This is a genomic window from Bradyrhizobium septentrionale, from assembly GCF_011516645.4.
GTDB classification, from domain to species: Bacteria; Pseudomonadota; Alphaproteobacteria; order Rhizobiales; family Xanthobacteraceae; genus Bradyrhizobium; species Bradyrhizobium septentrionale.
Genome location: NZ_CP088285.1, coordinates 4,110,086 through 4,133,424, shown reverse-complemented (window position 1 = coordinate 4,133,424; position 23,339 = coordinate 4,110,086). Strand labels below are relative to the sequence as shown.

Genomic DNA, 23,339 nt, shown 5'->3' with positions numbered 1-23,339 from the left:
GCGAACGCGGCCGGTCAGAGATCGAGCTGGATCCGGTCCTCGCCCTCGGCCTCCGGCTTCGCCGGCACGGCGCAGCAGATCAGCACCTCGTCATCGGCCACCTCAGCGGTGGGCTCCTTCACATAAGTCACCGCGCCTGCCAGCAATCTGGTTCGGCAGGTTCCGCAATTGCCTTCGCGGCAACTGAACACGGGACTGAGACCGCGCTCTTCCGCCAGCTCAAGCAGCGTTCCCGATTCCGGCGTCCAGCGCGCCTCCTTCAGCGACGCAGTGAAGGCCACCGGGACCGACGTGGTCGCGGGCGGCCGGCGCGGAGGCGGCGCGGCAGTGACCACGTCGGGCTTCCGCACCAGCGACGACGGGCCGAAGGCCTCAGCATGAATCCTGGCGTCGGCAATGTTGTAGCCGCGCAGGGCGTCATAGAGTGACTGCGTGAACTGCGGCGGCCCGCACAGATAGAAGTCGTAATCGTTGAACGGCAGGACGCGCGACAGCAGCGCCATGTCGATCCGCCCCGCGGCGTCGTAGTCTCTGCCCTGCTCGGCGCCATCGACGTCACCGAGCACGCGGACGATCCGCACGGCGCCGCCGGCGGCCTCGGCCAGTTGCCGCAATTCGTCGTCGAACGCGCGATCTTGAGTCGTATGCGCGGCCTGGAACAGGAAGGTCGGCCGGACGCCGCGGGTACGCAGGCCTTCGTAGATCACGTGGCGCAGCATCGCGAGCATCGGCGTGATGCCGACGCCACCGGCGAGCAGCACCGCGGGCCGCTTCTCGCGCGCATCGATCGTGAAGCCGCCGCTCGGCGCGCGCGCCTCGATGATGTCGCCGACATGGACCTGGTCGTGGAGATGCTGCGACACCAGGCCGTCGCGCTTCACGCTGATGCGATACATGCCGTCTGACGGCGCAACCGAGAGCGTGTAGGTGCGGATGACAGGCTTGTCCGTCCCCGGGATCGAGAGGCGGATCGGCAGATGCTGTCCCGCCTGGTGCGGAAGCAACCCTGCCCCGTCGTCCGGCTGCAAGTGAAACGAGCGGATCGAGCGGCTCTCGTCGACGATGTCGGTCACCTTGAACGGACGCCATTGCCTCGCAAGCTCGGCCGCGCGGATGCGGTCGGCGACCTGCGTCCAGTCGCCGGTCATCAACGCATTCGGCGACCCGCCGTCGGCCCGGAACGCCCAGCGCAGCGGCCGCGCGCCGCGCCGGCGCACCACGCGGCGGGCGCGGAAGCTCCACAGCCGTTCGGCGCCCTGGAACGCCGCGATCTCCGGCGAGTCCAGGATCACCTCGGCGTCACCGCTCAGTTGCAGCAGGTCGCCGGTTTCGAAATCGGCAAACACCAGCCCGGCCTTGCCGTTGAGGTGGATGTTGCCGAGCGTGTTGAAGAACAGATTGCCGGCGAAATCGGGGATCGTCAGCGTGCCGTCGTCGCCAACCCGAACGAAGCCCGCTCTGCCGCCGCGATGCGAGACGTCGACCTGGCGACGGTCCTCGCGCTCGGCATAGGACGCCACGAAGAACGTGTCGGCCGCCTTGATCATGTCGCGCGCGGCCTGATCAAGCGTCGAGCTCCGCTCGATCTCTCCGGTGAACGGCTGATCCGGCTCGCGCACGAAGCGGAAATCGCGCAGCTGGATGTACTGCGGGCAATTGCCGAAGCTCTGATCGAGTTCGAAGTTGAGCACCTTGCCCGACGATGCACCAAGCAACCCGTTCGCACGGTTGCGGCGCCGCGTGTGCAGCTCGATCCCCAGCAATCCAATCGCATCGCCGTCGCGCATGCCCTCGCTGACGGGATCGCTGGGGTCGGGCCGCGCATCGATCTCGAGGCTGTGCGGCGTCGGCGAGGCGATGAAGCCGGGCCGGCCGGCGAGCAGCGAGGCCCATGCGTCGCCGCTGCGGTCCACGCTGCCGACGACGATGAAGGGAATTTGCGCGAAGAACTCGCGGTGCTGGTCGGGCATGAAGTCGCGCACCGCGCGCCGGCCGACGGCCTCCATCTTCTCGGCCACGCCGACCTTCTGCTGGATCGCCTTTTCGCCCGCGTGCCAGGCCGCGAGCTTGCTCTTGGTTCGCCTGTCGCTCATCTCACAGCCCTCCCCTTCGGGGGTTGGACGGGCGCGCCCGAAGGCACGCCCGGTCAGCACGTTACGCTGCCGTAGCCAGACCGACGCGGGTCTTGGCGAAAGGTACGAAGCCCGGCAGCGCCTCGATCCGGCGCAGGAAGGCATTGACGCGGGAATAGCCGGAGAGATCGACATTGCCCTCGGGCGCGCTCGACAGATAGCTGTAGAGCGCAACATCGGCGATCGTCGGTCCCGTGCCGACCAGCCAGTCGCGACCTGCAAGATGCACCTCGAGCCGCTTCAGCAGGACATGGGCGCGAGCGATCACGTCGTCCGGATTGTGCTTGGCGCCGAACACGGTGATGAGCCGCGCAGCAGCAGGCCCGAACGCGAGATCGCCGGCGGCGACCGCCAGCCAGCGCTGCACCGCGGCGGCGCCCTTCGCATCCGCCGGCAGCCAGTCGGTGCGGCCGAGCTTGGTCGCGAGGTAGACCAGGATCGCGTTGGAATCGGCAATGACGGTGCCGTCATCGTCCAGCACCGGCACCTGGCCGAACGGATTGAGCGCGAGGAATTCCGGCGTCTTCTGCGCGGCGGACTTGAGGTCGACCTCGACCAGCTCGTGGGGAATGCCCAGCAGGGAAATGAACAGGCGGGCGCGATGCGCGTGGCCGGAAAGAGCGAAGTGATAGAGCTTCATGATGCCGTTCCTGATGTCGTGGACGGGATCCATTCCCGACCGCGTGCTCAAGATGGCTCATTGCACGTTACATTATAATCGTCGACGATGACACTTCATTATTGCATCTTTCGCAATAAATCTCTCGGAGGCGGACTGCGCCCTTACACCTCGACGATCACGTAATTGTCCTCGATGTGCACCGGGAACGTCTCGGCCACATACGGCCCCTTCTGCAACTCCGCGCCGCTCTCGACCGCAACCGGATAGGAGCGGATCCTGAAGCGTTTCGGGTCGAACCAGGACTGGCCGTTGCGCATGGCGAATTCCCAGCCGTGCCACGGACAGCGCAGCATCTCGCCGACGCGGTCGCGCTGATAGATGCCGGGCTCGGGCGAGGTCAGCCGCGCGACGCAGGCCGCCTTCTCCAGCGGCGCGCCCTCATGCGGGCAGCGATTGAGCAGCGCGAAGAACTCGCCATTGACGTGGAACACGACGATGTCGCGGCCCTCGAGGCCGAACACCTTGTTGCCGCCGGCAGGAATCTCACTGGTACGCGCGACGATGTGGCGGGCCATGATCCTAGAACTTGTAGACCGCGCGGGCGTTGGCGTTGAAGATCTTGCGCCGCTCGGCCTCCGTCAGCGGTGTCTTGAACGCGTAGCGCGCGTCGTCATAGTCCCAGTGCGGATAGTCCGACGAGAACAGCAGACGGTCGATGCCGACCCATTCGATCAGCTGACGCAGATGCCTTGCTTCATCGGGCTCGTCGATCGGCTGGGTCGTGAACCAGAAATGCTGCTTCACATATTCGCTCGGCTTGCGCTTGAGATGCGGTACCTCGCTGCGGAAGCGCTCGAAATGCTGGTCCATCCGCCACATGGTCGCGGGAATCCAGCCGAAGCCGCCCTCGATGAACACGATCTTCAGCTTCGGGAAGCGCTCGGGAACACCTTCCAGTACAAGGCTGGTGAGGTTCGAGGCCACCGTGTGCGCGTTCGACTGATGCTCCTCGCAGTAATAGGACGGCCAGCCACCGCCGGTCGGCGCATGCCCGCCATAGCCGCCGACATGGATGCCGAGCGGCAGATCGAGCTCCTGCGCGCGTTGATAGATCGGCCAGTAGCGGCGGCGGCCGAGCGGCTCGTTGGCGCGCGGCGAGACGTTGATCTGGATGTATTCGCCCGTCCTGGCGCAGCGCTCGATTTCGGCGAGGCCGAGGTCGGAGCCATCCTGCCCGACCAGGATCGAGGCCTTCAGGCGCGGATCGCGATGCGCCCAGAACGCGAGCTGCCAGTCGTTGATGGCGCGCTGGATCGCGGCGCCGAACTCCAGATTCTGCTGCGAGAAGATGAAGAGGTCGAGCACCTGCAAGATCCCGAACTCGACATCGAAGGGATCGAGATGCTGCTTGCGCATGAATTCGAGATCGGAGCCGGGCACCCCGCCGGTCGGCGGCCAGGCATCGCGCCGCGCGATCAGCGGCGAGGAGCGCGGATAGGGCGTGGTGCCGATATAGGGCGTGCGCAGATGACTGCCATATTCCTTCAGATGCTGCTGCCAGCGTTTTGGCAGGAACTCGTTGAGGTCGCTGTGCGCATGGATGCTCGGATGAATATCACAATCGATGATCTTGAGCCGTGTCGCGGCGGTGGTCTCCTGATCGAGCATCGGGCGGTCGATGACGTCACTCATGCGATCCTCCATTTTGTTTGGCGCATGATCTTATCGGAAAACCGGTTCCCACTTTTCCGGATCATGCGCGCGAACTAGGAATCGAGCTTCAGGCGCGGAAAGGTCTCCAGCGGATTATCCTCGCACATCCGCTTGACGATACTGTCAGGCAGATATCGCGGGATCGGATCGTCGCCGTCGAACTGCCAGTGCGGATAGTCGGACGCGAACAGGAACATCTTGTCGGAGCCGATCTGGTCGATCACATCGGCAACGCCGGTCGCATCCGGCGGGCCATCGAACGGCTGCATGGTGACGCGGAAATGATCGCGGATGATCGCGGCCGGCTCGCGCTCGACCCACGGCACCTCGACACGCACGCCGCGCCAGGTCTTGTTGGCGCGCCACATGAACGCCGGCAGCCAGCTGACGCCGGACTCCATCAGCACCACAGTCAATCCCGGATACTTCCCGAACACGCCCTCATAGATCAGGCTCAGCGCCTGCGCCTGGAACGCCTGCGCTTCCGCGAGATAATATTCGTAGCGATAGGACGGCCAGCCGATCGAGCTCGGCGCGCCCCGGTAAGCGCTGCCGGCGTGGATCGCGATCGGCAATCTGTACTTCTCCGCGGCCTGATAGATCGGCCAGTAATGCCGCCGCCCGAGCAGCGTCTCGCCTTGCGAGGGCACCAGCACCGAGACGAAGCGATGATCGCCGGCCCTGCGCTCGATCTCCTCGACCGCAAGGTCCGGCGCCTGGATCGGAACCACGATCGAGGCGCGCAGCCGCGTGTCCCTGGCAAGCCACTCGGCCGCGATCCAGTCGTTGATCGCCTTGCAGAAGTCCGCCGCCATGTAGGAATCGAACACCGCCTGCGCGCCATAGACGACGTTGCAGATGGCGTGGCTGGCGCCGAGTTGGTCGAACGCGCCGCGCTGCACCATGGCGAGATCGCTGCCGGGCTTGCTTCCATCGGAAGGCCGCCAGTCGGCGCGGCCGGACAGCGGCATCGACGGCGGATAGGAATTGAGATCGAGCCCGTCGATGGCGCGGCTGACGACCTGTTCCTTCCAGTGATCGCTCAGATAAGGCAGCAGCGTGGTGCGCGTTCCTCCCACCGCGGGATGGATATCGCAGTCGATGCGCGTGGCCGCCATGGCGCTCCTCGGAATATCTTTGTCTTCATTGTTGGCGGCATCGCTGCCGCAGAGCGGACTGTGACGCCGATGGCGCGATCGCGCAAGCCGATCCGCGCGGGGCCGCCCTGCCCTGTGCGCGCACCGTGCCTCACGCGAAGTTGCAGGATGGCCAGTGAATGGCGTCACCCATTGAGGCCGCAACCCGTGCTAGCGATTCCGCGCCGCGGAAGGCGCACCGACAGGAGACCGGAATGAGGCTTGGAATGAGACTTGGAATGAGGCTTGGCCGATTGACGATCCTCGCATGTTCATTGTGGCTGGCCGCGTCCGCCGCAGCGGCCGCGCCCCCGACCACGTCCGGCTCGGTCGCGCTGGCGCTCGCGGGCGTGGTGGCGCCCTATTCGCCGCTGCCGGCCACCGAGAAGGCGGCGGTTGCAGCGTTCTTCAACGGCGACAGCAATGTCCCCGCCACGAGGAAGATCACCGTCACCGCAGACAAGGTGGTCTGCCGCGCCAGCAATGTCGACATCACCTCGCGCTCCTGCGAACTGACCTTCGGCGGCAAGACCCACACCGTGAAGGGAAGCGCAGCCTACGCGATCTTCGCGACCGTAGCGCTCGCCGGGGTGCCGGCCGACGGCGCCGCCGGTACGATCTACGAGGCGCTGTCAAAGCTGTCGTGCACGCTCGATCCCGCTGTGATCAAGGACAAGGCCGGCGGCGGCGCCGACTGCAGCTTCGAGCCGGGGAATTAGTCTGCTGCAACGACCACACCTAACCGGGCAGCCACACGGCGTGCGGTTTCTTCCCGCTGCGCCGTGATCGCGCGCGTCGCCTGGCGCGACTGCTGCAGGATCTCGGGCGGCGCGGTCTCCGGCGTGCCGCTATCGAACGGCGGCTCCGGCGCATAGGCCATATAGAGCTGGATCGCCTGCGCGGCATCGTCGCCGCGCAATTCGGCCGCCAGCCGCAACGCGCCATCGATGCCCGCGGTGACGCCGGCGGCAAAGACATAGCTTCCGTCCACCACCACGCGCTCGTTCACGGGCACGGCGCCGAAGAACGGCAGCAGATGAAACGACGCCCAATGCGTCGTCGCCCTGCGTCCCCTGAGGAGCCCGGCCGCGCCGCAGATCAGGGCCCCCGTGCAGACCGAAAAGATGCGGCATGCCCCAGCCGCCTGCGCGCGGATCCAGTCAAGAACCTCGGCGTCTTCCATCAGCGCCTCCTGACCGAATCCGCCAGGCACATGCAGCACATCGAGCGGCGGCGCGTCGGCCAGCGTGGCGTCCGGCGTCAGCCGCAATCCCTTGATGTCGCGCACCGGCTCCAAAGTCTTGCCGTAGATGCGGTAGGTCGAATTCGGAATCCGCGACAGCACCTCGAACGGGCCGGTCAAATCGATTTGATCGACGCCTTCGAACAGCAGCGATCCGATCCGGAGATGGACATCGTGAGCAATCATCGAACTTCCCTCGAACTTCCTTTGCGCTATGGACAAAGCGAATCTAGCGCGGCACGTTCCGGCGATGACGCCAAAGCCCCCACGTTTTCCGCCAAAAGGCCGCCGCCGGATCGAAGTGCTGGCTTATCCGGCGGTGCAATTGCTTGATGTCACCGGGCCGCTGCAGGTGTTCGCGTCCGTCAACGCCCTGATGGCCAAGGCAGGCAACGCCGAGCCCTATGAGGTCCGCGTTGTCGGCAAGGACGGTCCCACCATCGAAGCATCGGCCGGGGTCGGCGTTGCGGTGCATCCGCTTTCCACGATCGATACCGCCGTCGACACGCTGGTGATTCCGGGCGGCGACGGCGTCGACGCCGCAACGGCGGATGCCGTGCTGGTCGACTGGGTGCGCAGGCGCACCACGCAAGCGCGCCGCACCGCATCGGTCTGTACCGGCGCGTTCCTGCTCGCCGCAACAGGCGCCCTCGACGGGCGACGCGCCGCGACCCATTGGCAATTTTGCGCAGAACTCGCCGAGCGCTTTCCCGCTGTCCGCGTCGAGCCCGACCCGATCTTCGTACGCGATGGATCGTTCTGGACCTCGGCGGGCGTGACGTCAGGGATCGACCTCGCGCTGGCGCTGGTGGAAGAGGATCTCGGCCGTGCTGCGGCGCTGGCCGTCGCCCGCTACCTCGTCGTCTTTCTCAAACGACCGGGCGGGCAGGCGCAATTCAGCGAGATGCTGTCCCTGCAAACGACCGACGACAGGTTCAGCGCATTGCACGACTGGATCGGCAATCATCTGTCCGACGACCTCTCGCTTGCAACGCTCGCCAAACAGGCCGGCATGAGCGAACGCAGCTTCAGCCGGCATTACGCCGATGCGACCGGGTTGACGCCGGCACGCGCGATCGAACGGTTGCGGGCCGAGGGCGCCCGGCATCTGCTCTCGGAGACGCATCTGCCGATCAAGCGGATCTCACAGCGCTGCGGTTTCGGATCGGAGGAGACGATGCGCCGCAGCTTCATGCGACTGCTGGCCACCACACCGCAGGACTACCGCGCCAGATTTGCGCGCTAAGGCATGATGACGCGATTTCGAATCGAACCGCGGACTCCGCTTCACCTCGCCCCGCGTGCGGGAAGAGGTCGGAACGCATCGTCAGATGTGTTCCGGGTGAGGGGGAGCCTCCGCGACCGCAGCTATCACCGCACACGCGGAGACGGCCCCTCACCCCAGCCCTCTCCCCGTAAGAACGGGGAGAGGGAGGGCGGCGACGCACGCCGATCTCACAGCCGGCGTGCAGTGTTTGACACCCAGGCGAGACCAGCTCAGCCATTCCAGGCATGCGCCTGCAGCGCCGCCTCCAGCGGCGGATTGGTCACGCTGCCGGTGTAGTTGGTGATGGTCGATGCCGCCACGATGGTGATCACTTCAAGCACGAGGTCCTTGTAGACCCGGCCGCCAGGAATCGTTCGATCTCCTCATCGTCGAGCCGCCCGCGCTTTTCGATCAGCGACCTCGCCAGCGTCGAGAGCGCACCGAGTGTCTTGTCGGCAGGCGAGCGGCCGGCACGCATCGCCTCGACATCGGCCGGAGCAAGGCCGGCCTGCAAGCCGAGCGCGGAATGCAGCGCGACCGCCCAGGCGCAGCCATTGGTCACCGCGTCGGTGAGCAGCACGGTCTGGATCTGCTGCTCGGTGAAGCTGCCGCTGTGAACCTTGTCGAAGATGCCGATGAAGCTCTGGATCAGCACTGGCGACGTCGCCATCGCCGCCGCAAGGTTCGGGATCATGCCAAACCGCGCCTCGACGTCACCCAGCGCGGGCTTCGAGGCTTCAGGGGCGGAGTCGCGCGTATGGACCGGAAAACGTGCCATCGGAATTGCCTTTCGCAGTGTTGATTGAACCCGAAGCCTCGGCGTGCAACTGAGCTGTTGCGACCGGCGTGCGGGCAACCGGGTTCGATGCAGGTGATCTAGCGGTGCCCGGATGCGAGCGTTCGCCAAACACCCCACATTCCGCGCCATACCGGCGACATTGCTGGGCCCGCGCTAACGTTCGGCGCCATCACGCAAGCCTGCGTCAAACCCCGGCGCGGTCCTTCACCCGGCGCGTGACAATGCCAAGCAGGCGGCCGAGCGTGCCGCCGGCGGGCCCCTTCTTGCGGGCCAGCGCCAGAGGCGCGACCAGGCCCGCGGAGCGATCGAGGCGGAGATAGGACACGCCCGCGGTCTCCAGCCGCGCCATCGATTCCGGCACGATCGAAATCCCGAGCCCCGCCGCGACGAGGCTGAGCGTCGACACCATCCGCGTCGCCTCCTGCGCCACCTTGGGGCTGAAGCCCGCCGCGCGGCAGGCGGCGATAATGCTGTCGTAGAGACCCGGCCCGGTCGGGCGGCGGTAGAGGATCAACGGCTCGTCGGCGAGCGAGGCCAGCGCAATCCGGCGGCGCGTGTCCTTGCGGGCGCGCGGATGATGGTCGGGCAACGCGACCAGCATCTCCTCGTCAAGCAGATGGGTGATCGTCAAATTCTCCAGCCGCTCGCTCGGCGAGCGGACGAATGCGGCATCGAGCCGGTCGGCCTCGACGGCCTCGATCAGCTCGCCGGTCGAAGCCTCCTCGAGCGAGAGGGTGATCGCCGGCGCACGCTCGCGCATTTCGCGCATCACGCCGGTGACGAAGGGATGGAAGGCGGCCGAGGAGGTGAAGCCGATCGCAAGCTGGCCTTCCTGGCCGCGGCTCGCCCGCCGCGCGGCCTCCACGGCGAGGTCGGCGTCGCGCAGGACCGCGCGCGCCTTGTCGACGAAGGCGCGGCCGGCGGCGGTCAGTTCGACCCCGCGCGGCTGCCTGCGAAACAGCGGCGCGCCGATCGCGGTCTCCAGCGCGCGGATCTGCTGGCTCAGCGGCGGCTGCTGGATGCCGAGCCGCGCGGCGGCGCGGGTGATGTGACCTTCCTCGGCCACCGCGACGGCATAGCGGAGATGGCGCAGTTCGATCATCGGACGCATCCATATTTTTGGTGTATGACAATTACCTGCTCCATATATTTGATATTTGGAGCATCGCAAACTAGGTTCGGATCGAACACGACAAGAAACGGAGCCGACGCGCCGATGGATGCAGCACCCGCCACCCTCTCCTCCAAGCACGAGGCGCCCGATATCGGCGAGCTGTTCACGGGCTTCTTCATCCTCGGACTGACCGGCTTCGGCGGCGTGCTGCCGTTGGCGCGCCACATGATGGTGGAGAAGCGCGGCTGGCTCTCCAGCGCCGAGTTCACCGACCTGCTCGGGCTCTGCCAATTCCTGCCCGGCGGCAACATCATCAACATGTCGGTTGCGGTGGGCTTGAAGTTTCGCGGCATTCCCGGCGCGCTCGCGTCGATCCTTGGCCTGATCGCGGTGCCGACCGCGGTCGTGATCGGCCTTGGCGTGATCTATGGCCGCTTCGCCAACGATCCCGTGGTCCGCCATCTGTTCGGCGGCCTGGCTGCCGCCGCGGCCGGGCTGCTGATCTCCACCGCGATCAAGATCGCCTGGCCGTTGCGCAAGGATGTCCTCGGTCTCTTCATCGGCGCGCTCTGCGTGCTCGCGATCGCGGTGCTGAGGCTACCGCTGCTGCCGACCCTGCTGACGCTCGCACCGCTCAGCATCTTTCTTCGATCGAGGCAGGCGTCATGACCGGAACCCTTGTCACGCTCGCACTGATCTTCGCCCAGCTCTCGCTGCTCGCCTTTGGCGGCGGCAACACCATCCTGCCGGAGATGCAGCGTCAGGTGGTCGATATCCATCACTGGCTGACGGCGCAGGAATTCGGCGCGCTGTTCGCGCTGGCGCAGGCCGCACCCGGGCCGAACATGATGGTGGTCCCGCTGGTGGGCTGGCATGTCGCGGGCTTCTCCGGCGTGCTGGTGACCTCGCTCGCCAAGTTCGGGCCGTCGTCGCTGGTCACCGGCATCGCGCTCCGGCTCTGGGAGCGCTTCAAGGACCGGCCATGGCGACGCACCGTGCAGGCCGGGCTCGTGCCTGTCACCGCCGGCCTCGTGACCGCGAGCGCCATCGTCATCACCCACACCTCGGTCTCGGGCTGGGGCACGGTGCTGATCGCGGCTCTGGTCGCCATCGCCACCACGGCGACCCGCATCCATCCGCTGCTCGCGCTCGCCGCTGGTGCTGTGCTCGGCCTTACCGGCATCGGCCAGCCCTGACGCCTGGCGCGTTGCGGCCATGGAGCATTCCTCACAGCACGTGCGCGCTTTCGCCGCAATGGATGCGGCGTGGCCAGCGGCTATGTTGGTGATGCCATGATCGACATGCTGAGCATCGACACCCGCATTGCGCGCCTCGGATTGCGCGCCGGACGTCTGCACGCAGGCAATTAGCCGGCCGGCGATTGCGCGCCGTCCGGATTCTCAGCGTCACCCAAAAATCATAACGTCATCAAATCATTTGGTCCGTCGCGTCGCGCGAGACATCCGCGCGCGGCATCAGCGCCGCCTCCGATTAACCACAAGGTCAAGCCAACATGACCCGAACCATTCACACTAGCTTTACCGCCCCTGCATTGCCGCCGATCGTGATCACCGCGAGCGAGGCGCATCGCCTCAGCGTGCTGGCCGATTCCAGCATGGCGGTGTTTCCCAGCGTGGCCGAGTTCCTCGCGCGCGAGACCGACCGGGCGCAGCTCGTCGCCGATGATGCCGAGCTGCCGGACGTGGTCCGCATGGGCTCGCTTGTGCGCTATCGCGACGACGAGACCGGCGACGTCAGGGAGGTCGTGCTGGTGTACCCGCACGAAGCCGACATCGCGCTCCGGCGCATCTCGGTGCTGACGCCGGTCGGCGCCGCGCTGATCGGGCTCTCGGTCGGACAAACCATCGATTTTCAGACACCGAGCCACCAGACGCGTTCGGTGACGATTTTGGCCGTGAAGCATCAGGGCTAGCGGCGCGGCCTCGCCGCATTTCCGGTAAGGGAGCCACCAGCGGTAGGGTTCCCTCTCCCCTTGTGGGAGAGGGTTAGGGAGAGGGGTCCCACACGACGCGCTCTCTCGGCTCAATCTTGAACAGCACGCGACCGGCGTTGCGAAAGCGACGGCCACGTCAATCGTCGCGCCCGGGGCCACCCCTCTCCCCACCCTCCCCCGCAAGGTCCCCGCAAGGGGGGAGGGAGCCTGAGAAGTGCGCTCACCTCACAAGATCGAGTCGGATACTGAGCATCGCGCGCAACTCACGCCGCGAGATGGCACTGTCCCATCTCGAGGCCGTGCCTACGGCCGCGTGCGATGCCTTCGGCGATCGCTTTCACGACGATCTCGGCCGTGTCAGGCGAAAGCTGGTCGAGCGGCTGCCAGGCGCGCATGATGTCGCGCGCGCGGTCGAGGTCGCCGTAGATTGCAAGGAGAGGAAGCGATTTGATCGGCATGTTCGTGGCTCCCAACCGCAACTGCGCGAGCCTACCTCAGCTGGATCGGCCGAGCCATGCGTTTGGGAACCGCGGTTTACGTTTTGCTGAACGCCGGTGCATGGCGAGGGCGCCATCGCCCCCGCCACGGTGCGCGTCACTCCGCGCCGGAGCCGCCCTGCACGATCTTCTCGTTCAGCTTCTGATCGACGGTCTCGACCGTGCGGTCGATCTCGGCGCTGGGCTTGCCGAGCTGGTGCGAGATCAGCTTCACCAAGAGGTCGACGCGCTCGATGAACGGCGCGCCGGCGGCGACCGCACGGGCCGCCGAGGACGGCTTGAGCAGGCTTTCCGCCGCCTTGGCGTATTTCGCGAACGGCACCTGGTCGGCAGGATCGGCGCCGAGCTGGCGCGCGATCGAATCGACATGGTCGTAGATCGCCTGCGAGCGCGTCAGGTCGCCGTGCACGGCGTCGCGGATCGATTGCGGCTCCTTCGGCGTGATGCAGCGATAATTGCCGGTCAGCAGCATCGACCATTTCGCCAGCGGCACGAACAGCGAGTCAAACACCTTCAGCTTCACCGGCACGTCCTGGCCGTCGAGCGTCACCGCGTCGATATCGGCTTCGAGCTCGCGCAGCACCTTGTTGTGCTTGTCGTCGGCGAAGGCGGAGGCCTTGAAGTTGGTCGGCAGGCCGACATGCAGCACGTTGGCCTTCTCTTCCGGCGGACGGAAGGCCTGCGGATCCGGCGAGCACAGCGTCACCAGTCCCGGTTCGAAGCGCTCCCACACCTGCGCATTGGTGTAGGCCTCCTCGAGGTCCATACCGGCGAGCGCGGGAATCCGCTTCAGATACGGCAGCGGCGGCATGTTCATGATCGACAGGCAGGGCAGCTTCGCCGCCGCGATCTTGATCATCAGCACGCGAACCGTGTGGTTGGTGTATTGCGGCTCCTGCATCGCCAGCCCAACCATGTCGTAGCGCGACACGTCGACATCGGCGGGTGTCACGGCGTCGAGCTTGCCCGGCAAATCGCGCGAGAAGATAGAGCGGTGCTCCTTTTCGTCGCGCAGCTTGATGCGGACCTCGGTGCCGTCGCGGTTGATCAGGTCGGCCGTGTTCTTCCGGCACACCAAGGTCACATTGTGACCCGCCATCAGAAGCTTGGTCCCCAGCAGGGAGCCGTAGGAAGCTCCCAAAATCAGAATGTTGCGCGCCATGCTCTCTCTTTCAAAGCCAATGCTGGAAGTCTCTCAACGCCCGAGCCAGACCCGTCCGGGTGACTGCCGCCGGTCCGCACTTGGCGGACAACGGAGAATGCCAGGCCGTGGTATACCACGGAAGCAACCCCTTACCGCAAGCCGCGCCGGTGTCCAGCACAAACTGCAAGGGCGTGACAATAAGGGGTGCGACAATCGCGCCGTTCAAGACGCGCCTTCACGACGGCGATCGGCCGGCGCAACCATCCTGATCGGAGACATTGATCACCCGATTGGTGAAATCGGTCGGGAACAGCGACTTAGGTCTAACGCCTGATCGCGACCGCGCGAGAGCTTATCCCGCAGCACGGGATGAAGCACGTGCGTTGCAATGTTTACCGAGCGCTTGCTCACTTTTCCGGATGGTCGGGCACGAGCCATGCCCGAACCAGACTTGTCAATGCGTGGGCATTCGCGCAGTATCGCGACGCTGTTGCGCAGCAACGGCCAGCAAAACAATCTTCAAACAAAGTCAATCTTCAACGAGGAAACGACAGGATATGCGTCATCTTCCCTTTGCCGTGGCTGCGGCCTTCCTGATGCTTGGTAGCGCGGCGTCCGCGCAGGAAACCATCAAGATCGGCTATATCGATCCGCTCTCCGGCGGCGGTGCGAGCGTTGGTGAGGGCGGCCTGAAGACGTTTCAGTACCTCGCCGACGAATTGAACGCCAAGGGCGGCATCCTTGGCCACAAGGTCGAGATCGTCCCGCTCGACAACAAGACCAATCCGCAGGAAAGCCTGGTGCAGGCGCAGAAGGCGGTCGACGCCGGCATCCGCTACATCACCCAGGGCAACGGCTCGTCGGTCGGCGCCGCGCTCGAGGATTTCGTCACCAAGAACAATTCGCGCAACCCCGGCAAGGAAGTGCTCTACTTCAACTATGCCGCGGTCGATCCGGCCATGACCAACGAGAAGTGCAGCTACTGGCACTTCCGCTGGGATGCGAACTCGGAGATCAAGATGGCAGCGCTGACCAACTACATGAAGGATCAGCCGTCCATCAAGAAAGTCTACCTGATCAACCAGGACTATTCGTTCGGCCAGTCGGTGCGCACGGATGCGCGCAAGATGCTGGCGGCCAAGCGCTCCGACATCCAGATCGTCGGCGACGAATTGCATCCGCTGCTCAAGATCACCGACTTCTCGCCCTACGTCGCCAAGATCAAGGCGTCCGGCGCCGACAGCGTCGTGACCGGCAACTGGGGACAGGACTTCGCGCTGCTCTTGAAGGCGGCGGCCGACGCCGGCCTCAAGGTCAACTGGTACACCTACTATGCCGGCGGCGCCGGCGGACCGACCGCGATCAAGCAGACCGGCCTCGAGAACCAGGTGTTCCAGATCAGCGAAGGCGTCCCGAACTCCGGCAACAAGGCGGCGATGGATTTCGAGAAGGACTTCCGCGCCAAGACCGGCATTTCCGTGTGGTATCCGCGCGCGGTCAACGAGATGCGGATGTTCAAGGCGGCCGCCGAGAAGGCCAACTCGATCGATCCGGTGAAGGTCGCGGCCGCGCTCGAGGGCATGAAGTTCGACGTGTTCGACGGCGGCGAGGGCTTCATGCGCAAGGACGACCACCAGTTCTTCCAGCCGATCTACATCTCCTCGTTCGGCTCGCTGACCGACAAGGCCAAGGAGCCGTATGACGAGGAAAACACCGGCTGGGGCTGGCGCATCGTCTCCAAGAGCGACACCGCGCAGACGATACTTCCGACCACCTGCAACATGAAGCGGCCCTGATCGGCCGCCTCAGTCATTCCGGGGCGGTCCGCAGGACCGAACCACAGGTGCGCAATTGCGCACCGGGGAATCTCGAGATTCCGGGTTCGCTCGCTGACGCGAGCGCCCCGGATTGACAGGCAGTTCATTTCGTTCGACAGGTCTTTTCCCTCGTGAACCGTTCGAGTTTTCAGCGGGTGCGCCATGGCTGAGCTGATCGTCATCTCGACGCTCAACGGCGTCTTGTTCGGCATGTTGCTGTTTCTGTTGTCCAGCGGGCTCACCGTCATCTTCAGCATGATGGGCGTGCTCAATTTCGCGCATGCGAGCTTCTACATGCTGGGCGCGTTTTTCGGCTATCAGCTGACGCGCTGGATCGGATTCTGGCCGGCCTTCGTGCTGGCGCCGCTGCTGGTCGGCGTGGTCGGCATGGGCGTCGAGCGCTACGGCCTGCGCAACACCCACAAGCACGGCCATGTCGCCGAGCTGCTTTTGACCTTCGGCCTGGCGTTCGCGATCGAGGAAATCGTCTCGATGATCTGGGGCAAGAGCCCGGTCGACTACCGGGTCCCGGCGATGCTCGACTTCCCGGCCTTCACCGTGTTCTCCACCAATTATCCCGCCTACAAGATCTTCATGCTGGTGGTGTCGGTCGTGATCTTCATCGCGCTGCTGGTCACGCTGAAGAAGACCCGGGTCGGTCTCATCGTGCAGGCCGCGCTGACCCATCCGAGCATGGTCGGCCATCTCGGCCACAATGTCGGGCGCATCTTCATGCTGGTGTTCGGCGTCGGCAGTGCGCTGGCGGGCCTCGCCGGCGTCATCGCCGGTCCCTCGCTGGTGACGCAATCCGACATGGCCGCGCTGCTCGGCCCGATCCTGTTCGTCGTCATCGTGTTCGGCGGCCTCGGCTCGTTGCCCGGCGCCTTCATCGCTTCGCTATTGATTGGTTTGATCCAGACCTTTGCGGTCGCGCTGAACGGTTCGCTCGCCAGCGTGTTCGGCCCGCTCGACCCGAGCCTCGGCGCCTCGCCGCTCACCGACATCTGGAACGTCACGATCGCGCAGATCGCGCCGATCCTGCCCTATGTGCTGCTGGTGCTGGTCCTGATCTTCCGCCCCATGGGCCTGCTGGGGACGCGCGAGTCATGACGAACGCTGCGACCCCCGCTCCCGCCGTTGCCAAGGAAGAGTCCAGCGGCGCCCTGACCTTCTATGGCGTCTGGCTGCTCGCCGCCATCGCCCTCGTCGTGCTGCCGCTGATCTTCTCCTCCGGCGGCTCGCTGACCTCGTTCAGCCTGATCGGCATCGCGATCATCTTCGCGCTGTCCTACAACATCCTGCTCGGCCAGACCGGGCTGTTGTCGTTCGGACACGCGGTGCAGTACGGCCTTGGCGGCTTCCTGGCGGTCCACGCCATGAACGCCGTCGCCAGCCACAACTGGCCGATCCCGCTGCCGGTGATCCCGCTGATCGGCGGCATCGGCGGCATGGCCTTCGCGTTGGTGGTCGGCTGGGTGATGACCAAGCGCGCTGGCACCGTGTTTGCGATGATCTCACTCGGCATCGGTGAACTGGTCGCCTCGTCCTCGCTGATCCTGCGCAGCGTGTTCGGCGGCGAGTCGGGCATCACCACCGACCGCACGGCGCTAGCGCCGATGTTCGGCTGGACCTTCGGGCCGCAGATTCAGGTCTACTATCTGATCGCGTTCTGGGTGCTGATCTCGGCGATCGCGATGTACGCGCTGACCCGCACGCCGCTCGGGCGGATCTGCAACGCGGTGCGCGACAATCCGGAGCGCGTCCAGTTCATCGGCTACGATCCGCATGTGGTGCGCTATCTCGCCTACATGTTCGCCGGCTTCTTCGCCGGCATCGCCGGCGGGCTCGCCGCGATCAATTTCGAGATCGCCAACTCCGCCTATCTCGGCGCGACGCAATCGGGCCTGGTGCTGTTTGCCGCGTTCATCGGCGGCACCGCCTATTTCTTCGGTCCGATCCTCGGCGCCATCCTGGTAACCTATCTGCAACTCGGACTGACCAACGTCACCTCGGTCTGGCAGCTCTATTTCGGCATCATCTTCATCGTCATCGTGATGTTCGCGCCGGGCGGCATCGCCGGCATTTTGATGAAGCACCGTCCGCTGATCCGCGCCGGCACCCTTGGCACCGTGATCCCGTCCTACCTGGTCGCGGCAATCCCGACGCTGGCGCTGGTGCTCGGCATCATCCTGAGCATCGAGACGGTCGCCCGCTTCGCGAGCGGCGACGCGATCAACCTTCTGGGCATTGCCTTCGTCCCGACCGCGCCGACCACCTGGGCGGCCGCCGCGGTTCTCGTCGTCGGCGGCTTCCTGGTCGCGCGCATCACCTGGCGGCGCGTCGCCGAGGCCTGGGATCGCGCCGCGACGGTGGCCCGTGATCGGGGGTATCTGGCATGACCGCGGCCATTCAAGTCAACGCCGTCGAGAAGAGCTTCGGCAATGTCGCCATCATCCGCGATCTCAATCTGAGCGTCGCCAAGGGCGAGCGTCACGCCATCATCGGCCCGAACGGCGCCGGCAAGTCGACCACCTTCAACCTGATCAGCGGCCACATCAAGCCGACCTCGGGCGAGATCCGCCTCAACGGCGAGGTGACCTCGGGCTTGCGGCCGTTCGAGATCAACCGGCGCGGGCTGTCGCGCTCGTTCCAGGTCACCAACGTGTTCGCCCGCATGACGGTGTGGGAGAACGTCCGCTGCGCCGTGCTGTGGGCGACCGGCCACCGCTACGCGTTCTGGAAGAACGTCGACAATCTGCCCGAGGTGAGACAGCGCACCGCGCAGATCCTCGACGACATCCATCTCAGCCATCGCCGCGACGTGCCGGCGGGCCTGCTCACCTATGCCGAGCAGCGCGAGCTCGAGATCGGCATCACGATCGCCGGCGGCGCCAGCGTCATCATGCTGGACGAGCCGACCGCGGGCATGAGCCACGCCGAGACCGAGCGCGCCGTCGCGCTGATCCGCCGCCTCACCGAAGGACGCACGCTCGTGATCGTCGAGCACGACATGAGCGTGGTGTTCGGGCTTGCCGACCGCATTTCCGTGCTGGTCTACGGCCACATCATCGCCTCCGGCACCCCGGAGGAGATCCGCGGCAACCCGAAGGTCAAGGAAGCCTATCTCGGCGAGGAGGTCGACTGATGCTCGAGGTCAGGAATCTCCACGCCTATTACGGCAAGAGCCACATCCTGCAGGGCGTCGATCTCGACATCGCCGCCGGCGAAGTGGTCAGCCTGTTGGGGCGCAACGGCGTCGGCCGCTCCACCACCGTCAAGGCGATCATGGGCGAGGTGCCGCCGCAGGGCACCATCCGCTTCAAGGGCCAGGACATCGCGGGCCTGCCGAGCCATAAGATCGCCCGCCTCGGCCTCGGCTATGTGCCGGAGCATCGCGACATCTTTCCGGGCCTGACGGTTCGCCAGAACCTGATCCTCGGCATCAAGGACCCGCGCCGCCCCGGCAAGTGGCGGCTGCAGGAGATGCTCGACATGTTCCCGAACCTCGCCGCGCGCGCCGACACGCCGGCGGGCGTGCTGTCGGGCGGCGAGAAGCAGATGCTGACCACCTGCCGCACGCTGCTCGGCGATCCCGAGTTGATGATGATCGACGAGCCGACCGAAGGCCTCGCGCCATTGATCGTGCAGCAGGTCGGCGAGCTGATCGCACGGATCGCGAAAGCCGGCGTCGCCATCCTCCTGGTCGAGCAGAAGCTCTCGATCGCGATGAAGATCTCGAACCGGGTCTACATCATGGGCCACGGCCGCGTCGTGTTCGAAGGCACCCCAGAGCAGCTCAAATCCAACGCCGCCGTTCGCGAGGAATGGCTGGAAGTGTGAGGCGCGGCGGCCTCATCTCGTTCGGGGCAGCCAGTCGCGTCCAATGGCGCGACTATTCAGCGTGTAGCTGCTCCAGCTATCACGCGCATCGATCTGCGCGACATACAGCTTCTTGCGCTCGGCCGAATAGTCGGAGCCACCTTGAAGGTACATCACCGAACGGCCATCCGGCGACACCATCGCTATCTGTCTAAAATTGACCTCGACGTGTTGGTAATAGAACTTAGCAAGCTTGAGCGGACCCGCATCGGCCGGCGCAAGGTCCAGCGTGCGGTCCCGAGGATCACTTGAGCTGATCCCTTCGACTGCGCAGGCCGCTTGTGGCCGTCCGAGCCAAGCGATCACACACAGCATGAGGGAGACGAGTAATTGGCGTCGCATGTTTCGATCTAGCGCCCAAAGCGTTAAATGTCCTCGACCAAACTCATTCAAAATCCATTGTAGCATGTCTCTGCTGGCTACACTCAGAACCCATGCGACGTCCGCCTCCGCGCCGCAGTCGAGGGCAAGACATCCTACTCCGGCCGGATCAACGCCACGACATCTCCGGCGCGCAGCGTTTGCCCGGGCTTCACCGGCACCGATGCAATGCGGCCCGCTGCTGGCGAGAGCACGCTGATCTCCATCTTCATCGACTCGATGATCGCCAGCACGTCGCCGGCGGCAACCTCGGCGCCGTCCTCGACCAGGATCTTCCAGATGTTGCCGGGCACTTCCGAGAAGGCGCCGATCTGGCCGTCGGGAATACCCGTCGCGACAGCACCCGCATCAACCGACTCCGCCGGCGCCTCGTCGAGCTTCATCTCGCGCCAGCGCTGGCGCTCGGCATCGAACGCTGCCTGCTGGGTTGCCTTGAACGCCGCGATCGATGGGCGCGCCTCGGCCAGGGATTTCGCATAGTCGGCGTAGGAGAACTCGCCTTCTTCGATCCTGATGTCGTACTGGCCGTGCGGGAATGCGGCGCGCGCGTCGAGCAACTCGTCGGCATCGACCGGGAAGAAGCGGATCTTGTCGAAAAACCGCAGCAACCATGGATGGCCCGGCTCGAACACCCGCGTCGTGCGCCAGCTGTTCCAGACCTGGATGGTGCGACCGAACAGCTGATAGCCGCCCGGCCCTTCCATGCCGTAGATGCACATATAGGCGCCGCCGATTCCAACCGCGTTCTCCGGCGTCCAGGTCCGCGCTGGATTGTACTTGGTGGTCACCAGCCGGTGCCGCGGGTCGAGCGGCGTCGCCACCGGCGCGCCGAGATAGACGTCGCCGAGGCCGAGCACGAAATAATCCGCATCGAACACGATGCGGCGGACATCGTCCTCGCTGCCGAGCCCGTTGATGCGGCGGATGAACTCGACATTCGAGGGACACCATGGCGCGTCCGCACGCACCAGCTCCTGATACTTGCGCATCGCAAGCTCGGCCTCTGGATCGCGCCACGACAGCGGCAGATGCACGGTGCGGCTCGGCACCCGCATCGCGTCGACCGGCGGCAATTCGCGTTCGATCCGCCTGAGCATGCCGAGCAGCTTTTGCCGCGGCAGCGCCGTGCCGTCATAATGGATCTGCAGCGAGCGGATGCCGGGCGTGAGATCGATCAGGCCGCCGAGCTTCGCCGCCTCCAGCGCCTGCGCCAGCACATGCACGCGCAGCCGCAGCGCGATGTCGAGCTCCATCGGGCCATATTCGACCAGCAGATTGTCGTCGCCGGCGCGCCGGTAGACCACCGGGATCGGGCCGTCATCATGACGTCCAACCACCGCCGAACCGAGCTCGGGCGCCCGCAGCACCGTGGGTCCGGCGACCGGATCGTCGCGTTTCACCGGCACGAAGCGGACGGCATCGCCGGGCCTGAGCTGGCCGATCTTCCAGAGCTCCTCGCGCGCGACGACCGCCGGACAGACAAAGCCGCCGAGGCTCGGTCCGTCGCGCCCGAGAATGATCGGCATGTCGCCGGTGAAGTCGATCGAGCCGACCGCATAGGCGTTGTCGTGGATGTTCGACGGATGCAGCCCGGCCTCGCCGCCATCGGCCCGCGCCCAGCGCGGCTTCGGGCCGATCAGCCGCACGCCGGTGCGGGCGCTGTTGAAGTGCACCTCGTAGCTCGCCGCAAACAGCGTCTCGATGTCCTCGTCGAGGAAGAAGTCCGGCGCGCCGTGCGGGCCGTAGAGCACGCCGATCTGCCATGCGGACGCGAGCTCTGGCCGCTCACTTTCCTCTGCGCGTCGCGGGGCTGCAAGGCTCGACGTCTCGGCACCAATATGCAGCACGTCGCCGGCCTTCAGCGACCCCGTCGCATGGCCGCCGAACGCGCCGAGCGCAAACACCGCGCGCGATCCGAGAATCTCCGGCACGTCGATGCCGCCACGCACGGCAAGATAGCTGCGCTGGCCCGCCCCCTGAATGCTGCCGATGACGAGCGTCTGGCCGGCGCGCACCGCGACCGGCTCGTGATAGGCAACCTCGGCGCCGTCGAGCGATGCCTTCATCCGCGCGCCCGACAGCGCGACGATCGCATCGGTGTTGAAGCGCAAGGTTGGCCCGTTGACCATCAGCTCCAGCGCGGTCGTCGTCTCCGGGTTGCCGGCCACGCGGTTGGCGAGGCGGAACGACCGCTCGTCCATCGGGCCGCTTGGCGGCACGCCGACATGCCAGAGATGCAGCCGGCCGGGCAATTCCTGCACCCCACTTTGGGCGCCGGGGGCGACGACGTCGATGGTGCGCGGACGATAGGCGAACGCGCCGAGCACGCTGGTCGCGACCTGCCCGCTGCGGAACACGTCCGATGCCGCGATCGCGCGCAGATAGGCGAGATTGGTCTCGATGCCGGCCACGACTGTGTCATCGAGCGCCTGCGTCAGCTTCGCGATCGCGGCCTCGCGGGTCTTGGCCGACACGATGATCTTGGCCAGCATCGGATCGTAGAACGGCGACACTTCGGTGCCGGTCTCGATCCATCCGTCGATCCGCGCAGCCGGCGAAAAGCTGACCTGCGTCAGCCGGCCCGCGCTCGGGCGGAAGCCGGCGCCCGGGTTCTCGGCGTAGAGCCGCACCTCGATCGCCGCGCCCCTTGGCATGAGCGCGCCGGCGGTGCCCAGCACATCCTCGCCGGCCGCCTGCCGGATCATCCATTCGACCAGATCGACGCCGTAGACCTGTTCGGTGACGGGATGCTCGACCTGCAGACGGGTGTTCACCTCGAGGAAGTAGAAGTCCTCGCGCTCGACGTCGTAGATGAACTCCACCGTGCCGGCGGATTCGTAAGCGACCGCCTTGCCGAGCGAGACCGCCGCGGCATGCAGCCGCCGCCGGATGTCGGCGGAGAGCCCGGGCGCGGGGGTCTCCTCAAAGACCTTCTGGTTGCGCCGCTGCAGCGAGCAGTCGCGTTCGCCCAGCGCCACCACGTCGCCCTTGCCGTTGCCGAAGATCTGCACCTCGATGTGGCGCGCCTGCGCAACGAACCGCTCGAGATAGACCCGCGCATCGCCAAAGCTCGCCCGCGCGGTGCGCTGCACCGAGGCGAACCGTTCGCGCAGCGTCGCCATGTCGTGGCAGAGCTGCATGCCGATGCCGCCACCGCCCGCCGTGCTTTTGAGCATCACCGGAAAGCCGATCACCTCGGCCTGCTGCACCGCTTCGTCGATGGTCTCGAGCAGACCGGAGCCCGGCAGCAGCGGCACGCCGCTGTTTTCGGCGATCTCGCGTGCCTTGTGCTTGAGGCCGAAGGCGTCGAGATGCTCAGGCCGGGGCCCGATGAACTTGATGCCGTGCTCGGCGAGCCGCTCGGCAAAGCGGCGGTTCTCCGACAGGAAGCCGTAGCCGGGATGCACCGCCTGCGCGCCGGTCGCAAGACAGGCCGCCATGATCGCATCGACATTGAGATAGCTCTCGGCCGCCGGCGCCGGGCCGATCCGGACCGCCTCGCCGGCGTCGAGCACCGGCCGGGTGAAGCGGTCGGCGTCGGAGTAGACCGCGACCGAGCCGATGCCCATGCGGTGCAATGTTTTGCCGATCCGCCCGGCGATCTCGCCGCGGTTGGCAATCAGAACCTTGCTGAACATGCC

Annotated in this window: 22 protein-coding genes; 10 read left to right on the top strand and 12 right to left on the bottom strand. The window is 65.9% G+C overall.

Annotated elements, in window-relative coordinates:
- Nucleotides 1–14: 14 nt before the first annotated feature.
- From HAP48_RS21375 to HAP48_RS21355, 5 genes are all read right to left on the bottom strand, one after another.
- Nucleotides 15–2,093, bottom strand: coding sequence for a 2Fe-2S iron-sulfur cluster-binding protein (locus HAP48_RS21375; RefSeq protein WP_166210314.1), 2,079 nt, complete (start codon nt 2,091–2,093; stop codon nt 15–17).
- Between the two features lie 61 nt (nt 2,094–2,154).
- Complete coding sequence (locus tag HAP48_RS21370; protein ID WP_166216154.1) at nt 2,155–2,772, bottom strand: glutathione S-transferase family protein; 618 nt, start codon at nt 2,770–2,772, stop codon at nt 2,155–2,157.
- A 143-nt stretch (nt 2,773–2,915) separates the two neighbouring features.
- Entirely contained in the window at nt 2,916–3,329 is a 414-nt protein-coding gene (locus HAP48_RS21365) for a Rieske (2Fe-2S) protein (RefSeq protein WP_166210317.1), read from the bottom strand.
- A gap of 4 nt (nt 3,330–3,333) precedes the next feature.
- Nucleotides 3,334–4,446 carry an amidohydrolase family protein gene (locus HAP48_RS21360; RefSeq protein ID WP_166210320.1) on the bottom strand — a complete coding sequence of 371 codons (1,113 nt, stop codon included), beginning with the start codon at nt 4,444–4,446 and terminating at the stop codon, nt 3,334–3,336.
- Nucleotides 4,447–4,520: 74 nt separating this feature from the next.
- On the bottom strand, nt 4,521–5,585 hold the full coding sequence (locus HAP48_RS21355) for an amidohydrolase family protein (protein WP_166210323.1): 1,065 nt from the start codon (nt 5,583–5,585) through the stop codon (nt 4,521–4,523).
- Between the two features lie 245 nt (nt 5,586–5,830).
- On the opposite strand from HAP48_RS21355, the gene HAP48_RS21350 reads away from it, so the two are divergent.
- Nucleotides 5,831–6,322, top strand: coding sequence for a hypothetical protein (locus HAP48_RS21350; protein WP_420869885.1), 492 nt, complete (start codon nt 5,831–5,833; stop codon nt 6,320–6,322).
- Here the strand turns inward: HAP48_RS21350 and HAP48_RS21345 are convergent.
- The gene (locus tag HAP48_RS21345; RefSeq protein ID WP_166210326.1) at nt 6,319–7,032 is read right to left on the bottom strand and encodes a DJ-1/PfpI family protein; all 714 of its coding nucleotides are present in this window, start codon (nt 7,030–7,032) and stop codon (nt 6,319–6,321) included. The two genes, HAP48_RS21350 and HAP48_RS21345, sit on opposite strands and share 4 nt — an antisense overlap.
- A gap of 64 nt (nt 7,033–7,096) precedes the next feature.
- On the opposite strand from HAP48_RS21345, the gene HAP48_RS21340 reads away from it, so the two are divergent.
- Complete coding sequence (locus HAP48_RS21340) at nt 7,097–8,092, top strand: GlxA family transcriptional regulator (protein WP_224496529.1); 996 nt, start codon at nt 7,097–7,099, stop codon at nt 8,090–8,092.
- 349 nt (nt 8,093–8,441) lie between these two features.
- Here the strand turns inward: HAP48_RS21340 and HAP48_RS21335 are convergent, their stop codons facing one another.
- Entirely contained in the window at nt 8,442–8,891 is a 450-nt protein-coding gene (locus HAP48_RS21335; protein WP_224496528.1) for a carboxymuconolactone decarboxylase family protein, read from the bottom strand.
- Between the two features lie 205 nt (nt 8,892–9,096).
- Nucleotides 9,097–10,011, bottom strand: coding sequence for a LysR family transcriptional regulator (locus tag HAP48_RS21330; protein WP_420869905.1), 915 nt, complete (start codon nt 10,009–10,011; stop codon nt 9,097–9,099).
- Between the two features lie 117 nt (nt 10,012–10,128).
- Here HAP48_RS21330 and HAP48_RS21325 point away from each other — a divergent pair, with 117 nt between their 5' ends.
- The 3 genes from HAP48_RS21325 to rnk all read left to right on the top strand — a co-directional run bounded on the left by HAP48_RS21325 (nt 10,129) and on the right by rnk (nt 11,959).
- Nucleotides 10,129–10,695 carry a chromate transporter gene (locus HAP48_RS21325; RefSeq protein ID WP_166210332.1) on the top strand — a complete coding sequence of 189 codons (567 nt, stop codon included), beginning with the start codon at nt 10,129–10,131 and terminating at the stop codon, nt 10,693–10,695.
- On the top strand, nt 10,692–11,222 hold the full coding sequence (locus HAP48_RS21320; RefSeq protein ID WP_166210335.1) for a chromate transporter: 531 nt from the start codon (nt 10,692–10,694) through the stop codon (nt 11,220–11,222). The genes HAP48_RS21325 and HAP48_RS21320 overlap by 4 nt, the downstream gene beginning before the upstream one ends.
- Before the next feature lie 317 nt (nt 11,223–11,539).
- On the top strand, nt 11,540–11,959 hold the full coding sequence (rnk, locus tag HAP48_RS21315; RefSeq protein ID WP_166210339.1) for a nucleoside diphosphate kinase regulator: 420 nt from the start codon (nt 11,540–11,542) through the stop codon (nt 11,957–11,959).
- Between the two features lie 284 nt (nt 11,960–12,243).
- Here the strand turns inward: rnk and HAP48_RS21310 are convergent, their stop codons facing one another.
- Together HAP48_RS21310 and HAP48_RS21305 are read right to left on the bottom strand one after the other, a co-directional pair.
- Nucleotides 12,244–12,438: a hypothetical protein gene (locus HAP48_RS21310; protein WP_166210342.1), complete on the bottom strand. Its 195-nt coding sequence runs from the start codon at nt 12,436–12,438 to the stop codon at nt 12,244–12,246.
- Between the two features lie 136 nt (nt 12,439–12,574).
- Entirely contained in the window at nt 12,575–13,639 is a 1,065-nt protein-coding gene (locus HAP48_RS21305; RefSeq protein WP_166210345.1) for a ketopantoate reductase family protein, read from the bottom strand.
- Nucleotides 13,640–14,178: 539 nt separating this feature from the next.
- Here HAP48_RS21305 and HAP48_RS21300 point away from each other — a divergent pair.
- The 5 genes from HAP48_RS21300 (at nt 14,179) to HAP48_RS21280 (ending at nt 19,278) form a co-directional block, all read left to right on the top strand.
- Nucleotides 14,179–15,417 carry a branched-chain amino acid ABC transporter substrate-binding protein gene (locus tag HAP48_RS21300; protein ID WP_166210348.1) on the top strand — a complete coding sequence of 413 codons (1,239 nt, stop codon included), beginning with the start codon at nt 14,179–14,181 and terminating at the stop codon, nt 15,415–15,417.
- 183 nt (nt 15,418–15,600) lie between these two features.
- Nucleotides 15,601–16,548 (top strand): branched-chain amino acid ABC transporter permease, encoded by a 948-nt coding sequence (locus HAP48_RS21295; RefSeq protein WP_166210351.1) that lies wholly within the window; start codon nt 15,601–15,603, stop codon nt 16,546–16,548.
- Nucleotides 16,545–17,837 (top strand): branched-chain amino acid ABC transporter permease, encoded by a 1,293-nt coding sequence (locus HAP48_RS21290; protein WP_166210354.1) that lies wholly within the window; start codon nt 16,545–16,547, stop codon nt 17,835–17,837. Before HAP48_RS21295 ends, HAP48_RS21290 begins: the two co-directional genes overlap by 4 nt.
- Nucleotides 17,834–18,583, top strand: a complete 750-nt coding sequence (locus tag HAP48_RS21285; protein ID WP_166210357.1) for an ABC transporter ATP-binding protein — start codon at nt 17,834–17,836, stop codon at nt 18,581–18,583. The genes HAP48_RS21290 and HAP48_RS21285 overlap by 4 nt, the downstream gene beginning before the upstream one ends.
- Nucleotides 18,583–19,278, top strand: coding sequence for an ABC transporter ATP-binding protein (locus HAP48_RS21280; protein ID WP_166210360.1), 696 nt, complete (start codon nt 18,583–18,585; stop codon nt 19,276–19,278). The genes HAP48_RS21285 and HAP48_RS21280 overlap by 1 nt, the downstream gene beginning before the upstream one ends.
- A 12-nt stretch (nt 19,279–19,290) precedes the next feature.
- On the opposite strand, the gene HAP48_RS21275 is transcribed toward HAP48_RS21280, so the two are convergent.
- On the bottom strand, nt 19,291–19,725 hold the full coding sequence (locus HAP48_RS21275; RefSeq protein WP_166210363.1) for a hypothetical protein: 435 nt from the start codon (nt 19,723–19,725) through the stop codon (nt 19,291–19,293).
- Nucleotides 19,726–19,793: 68 nt separating this feature from the next.
- Nucleotides 19,794–23,336 carry an urea carboxylase gene (uca, locus tag HAP48_RS21270; RefSeq protein WP_166210366.1) on the bottom strand — a complete coding sequence of 1,181 codons (3,543 nt, stop codon included), beginning with the start codon at nt 23,334–23,336 and terminating at the stop codon, nt 19,794–19,796.
- Between the last annotated feature and the right edge of the window lie 3 nt (nt 23,337–23,339).